Origin of the sequence: Streptomyces niphimycinicus (genome assembly GCF_018883605.1) — a bacterium.
GTDB classification, from domain to species: domain Bacteria; phylum Actinomycetota; class Actinomycetes; order Streptomycetales; family Streptomycetaceae; genus Streptomyces; species Streptomyces niphimycinicus.
In genome coordinates, this window is record NZ_JAHLEM010000823.1 from 1 (window position 1) to 3,602 (window position 3,602).

Annotated in this window: 3 protein-coding genes and 2 pseudogenes; 1 reads left to right on the forward strand and 4 read right to left on the reverse strand. The window is 74.0% G+C overall.

Annotation, left to right across the window (positions count from 1 at the left end):
* From KN815_RS43490 to mshA, 3 genes and pseudogenes are all read right to left on the reverse strand, one after another.
* Positions 1-190, reverse strand: a pseudogene (locus tag KN815_RS43490) (hypothetical protein); the annotation flags it as partial.
* A gap of 164 nt (positions 191-354) precedes the next feature.
* Positions 355-876, reverse strand: a complete 522-nt coding sequence (locus KN815_RS43495; RefSeq protein ID WP_216347270.1) for a type III secretion system chaperone family protein — start codon at positions 874-876, stop codon at positions 355-357.
* Positions 869-2,230 (reverse strand): D-inositol-3-phosphate glycosyltransferase, encoded by a 1,362-nt coding sequence (gene mshA / locus KN815_RS43500; RefSeq protein ID WP_216347271.1) that lies wholly within the window; start codon positions 2,228-2,230, stop codon positions 869-871. The genes KN815_RS43495 and mshA overlap by 8 nt, the downstream gene beginning before the upstream one ends.
* Before the next feature lie 141 nt (positions 2,231-2,371).
* Between mshA and KN815_RS43505 the strand changes: the two genes are divergently transcribed.
* Positions 2,372-3,184 carry a class I SAM-dependent methyltransferase gene (locus KN815_RS43505; RefSeq protein WP_216347272.1) on the forward strand — a complete coding sequence of 271 codons (813 nt, stop codon included), beginning with the start codon at positions 2,372-2,374 and terminating at the stop codon, positions 3,182-3,184.
* Between the two features lie 186 nt (positions 3,185-3,370).
* On the opposite strand, the pseudogene KN815_RS43510 reads toward KN815_RS43505, so the two are convergent.
* Positions 3,371-3,602: pseudogene (locus KN815_RS43510) on the reverse strand (hypothetical protein); the annotation flags it as partial.

The window sequence follows — 3,602 nt, forward strand, 5'->3', positions numbered from 1 at the left end:
CCCCACCCGAGGCGCCCGGTCCGGCGGCGGCGCCCGGTCCGGCGGCGGTACGCGATGCGGCGGCGGTACGCGATGCGGCCGCCGCGTCCGTGGCGGTCAGGAACGGGGTGCCCGTCCCCAGGAACGTGGCGCCCGCCGCCATGCCCATCGCGCCGCCGAGCAGCCGTCGTCTGTTGATCTCCGTGCCCATGAACCAGCCCCGCCTTCCATGGATGTGAACGCAGTTCAGGTGAGAGACGGCGTGAGAATGCCATGGGGCAGGGATGCGCGGAAGGGGTCGCGTCAGGATGGACGTACGTCAAGCGAGTGAGGGGCACGCCTCAACCGCGAGCGGAACCCCATCCCCACCAACGTTCACTTCGCCGCATCCCGGGTCAGATTGCTGAACGCCTCAAGATTGCGGGTGGATTCGCCGCGCGCCGTGCGCCACGCGTACTCCTTGCGGATGGCGGTCGCGAACCCCATCTCCAGCAGGGTGTTGAAGCTGCCGTCCGCGTTCTCCAGCACCGTACCGAGCAGCCGGTCCACTTCCTCCGGAATGACCGCGGCGAGCGGCAGCTTGCCCACCAGATAGATGTCGCCGAGCTGGTCGATCGCGTAACTCACCCCGTAGAGCCGGGTGTTGCGCTCCAGCAGCCAGCGGTGGACGGCCTCGTGGTTCTCGTCGGGGTGGCGGACGACGAAGGCGTTGACCGACAGGGAGTGCCGGCCGACCCTGAGCGAGCAGGTGGTCGACAGCTTGCGGGTGCCCGGGAGCGTGACGACGTACATGCCGTCCTCCGGACTCTCCCACTCCAGTTCGGCGTCGTTCAGCGTCCGCTCGATGACGGCCCGGGGGTCGGTCTCGGAAACGGTGTCAGCCTTGGGGTCAGCCATGGGCCGATCGTAGGCGACGCCGCTCACGCATCGCCTCCGCGTAGACGTCCGCCGTCGCCGCGGCGGCCGTGTCCCATCCGAAGGACTCCGCGTGCCGGGCCGCCGCCGCGCCCATCCGCTCCGCCCGCCCCGGCTCGCTCGCGAAGGGGCGCAGGGCGCGGGCGTAGTCGGCGGGGTCGTGGCCCTGGATCAGGGTGCCGCTGACCCCGTCCCGTACGGCCACCGGCAGACCGCCCACCGAGGCCGCCACGACCGGGGTGCCGCATGCCTGGGCCTCGATGGCCACCAGCCCGAAGGATTCGCTGTACGAGGGCATGACCAGCACGGACGCCGCCCGGTACCAGTCCGCCAGCTCGTCCTGGGCACACGGCGGCCGGAACCGGACCACATCGCAGATCCCCAGCCGCGCCGCCAGCTTGTGCAGCCCCTCGGGCTTGGCCAGACCGCTGCCGCTGGGGCCGCCCACCACGGGCACGACCATGCGCTCGCGCAGCGAGGGGTCCTCCTCCAGGAGGTGGGCGACCGCGTGCAGCAGGATGTCGGGGGCCTTGAGCGGCTGTATGCGCCCGGCGAAGAGGGGTATGAGCGCGTCGGCCGGGAGCCCCAGCCGGGCGCGGGCGGCGGCCCGGCCGTCGGCGGGACGGAAGCGGTCGAGGTTCACCCCGGGGTGGACGACCGCGACCAGCTCACGCGCCGCCTCGTAGTGGTGGACCAGCTCGTCGGCCTCCCCGCCGGTGTTGGCGATCAGCCGGTCGGCGGCGCGGACGATCTGCTGCTCGCCGATCACGCGGGCCGCGGGCTCGGGGGTGTCACCCGCCGCCAGCGCGGCGTTCTTGACCTTGGCCATGGTGTGCATGGCGTGCACCAGCGGCACTCCCCAGCGCTCGGCGGCCAGCCAGCCGACGTGGCCGGAGAGCCAGTAGTGGGAGTGGACGAGATCGTAATGGCCCGGCCGGTGCCCGGCCCACGCCCGCATGACCCCGTGGGTGAACGCGCAGAGCTGGGCCGGCAGCTCCTCCTTCGCCAGCCCCTCGTAGGGCCCGGCGTCCACATGCCGTACGAGCACACCGGGGGCGAGCTCGACGGATGGGGGGAGCGCGGCGGTGGTGGCCCGGGTGAAGATCTCCACCTCGATGTCGATCGCGGCCAGGCGCTTGGCCAGCTCGACGATGTAGACGTTCATCCCACCGGCGTCGCCGGTGCCGGGCTGATGCAGCGGCGAGGTGTGCACACTGAGCATCGCGATCCGCCGCGGCCGCCGTGGAATGCGGCGAAGCCGCTGGTGGGACGGGGCGCCGAACGGTATAGGGGACCGGCCTCGCAGACCGCCGAGCCGGGGCGCGTGCTGGCTCACCGAGCGTTACCTCCTTGACGGGGCGGGCTCCTCCTTGGGCGTTAACACCGGAACCCATGGTTCCCATTTCCGCTTTGCCAAAGCGTGACGTTCCGATACCCGTCGGCCACGCCCCGTCCGCCCCCGCATAGGCTCTGCGCCATGCCCGCCCGCGTCCCCCCGCCGTCCCGTCCGATCGGTTCGGCGACCCGCGGGACCACCAATCCCAATCGGCTGCGCCGGATGGACCGGTGGATCGCGGCGGCGCACGGGGCCGCGCTGCGGCGGGCCGGGGAGGCGCCGGTGGCGGTGGATCTGGGGTACGGGGCGGCCCCGTGGACCGCCGTCGAGCTGCTGGACCGGCTACGGACCGTACGGGCCGGCGCGCGCGTCGTGGGGGTCGAGATCGACCCGGGACGGGTGGCCGCCGCGCGGCCGTACGAGCGCGAGGGGCTCACCTTCGCCCACGGCGGCTTCGAGGTGCCGCTGCCCGGCGGGGTGCGCCCGGCGCTCATCCGGGCGGCCAATGTGCTGCGGCAGTACGAGGAGGGCGAGGTGGCCGCCGTATGGCGGCGGCTGTGCGCCCGGCTGGCGCCCGGCGGACTGCTGGTGGAGGGCACCTGCGACGAGATCGGGCGGCGGCATGTGTGGGTCGCGCTCGACGCGGCGGGCCCGCGCACGGTGACCTTCGCGGCCCGCCTCGGCTCCCTGGAACGCCCCTCCGACCTGGCCGAACGGCTCCCCAAGGCGCTGATCCACCGCAATGTGCCGGGCGAGTCGGTGCACACCTTCCTGCGCGACTTCGACCGCGCCTGGGCGGCCGCCGCCCCGTACGCCCCGCTCAGCGCGCGTCAGCGCTGGTTACGCAGCGCCCAGACGCTCCGCGCGCGGGGCTGGCCGCTCGCCGACGGCCCGCGGCGCTGGCGCCAGGGCGAGGTCACGGTGCGGTGGGAGGCACTGGCACCCCGCGACTGACGGCTCCGGGGCGGGCCGGGGCCGGTGGTGGTCTGGACGTGCCCCCTGGGCGTTCGCCGTAGTGCCCCTGGCGCCCTGTGGGGGCGCAGGGCCGTGTCGATGTGCGGCTCCGCCGCTGGGGGCACGCCCGGCCGCGACGGCGCCGCAGACGATCGACGGCACCTCAGCGCACTTCCAGCGGAGCGCTCAGGCATCCCCCGCACTGCCCTGGGCCTTCGCCGCACTGCCCTGGGCCTTCGCCGCACTGCCCTGGGCCTTCGCCGCGCCCAGCGTGCCCGGGGCGCCCCCTTCCGCGTCGGGGTCGGCGCCCGCCGCGTACTCCTCGCTGATCTCCTTCGGCCCGAACGGCCACACCTGCTCCGCCCGCGCCCACAGCACGAACGCCACACACCCCGCCGCGACCCAGGCCAGCGACCAT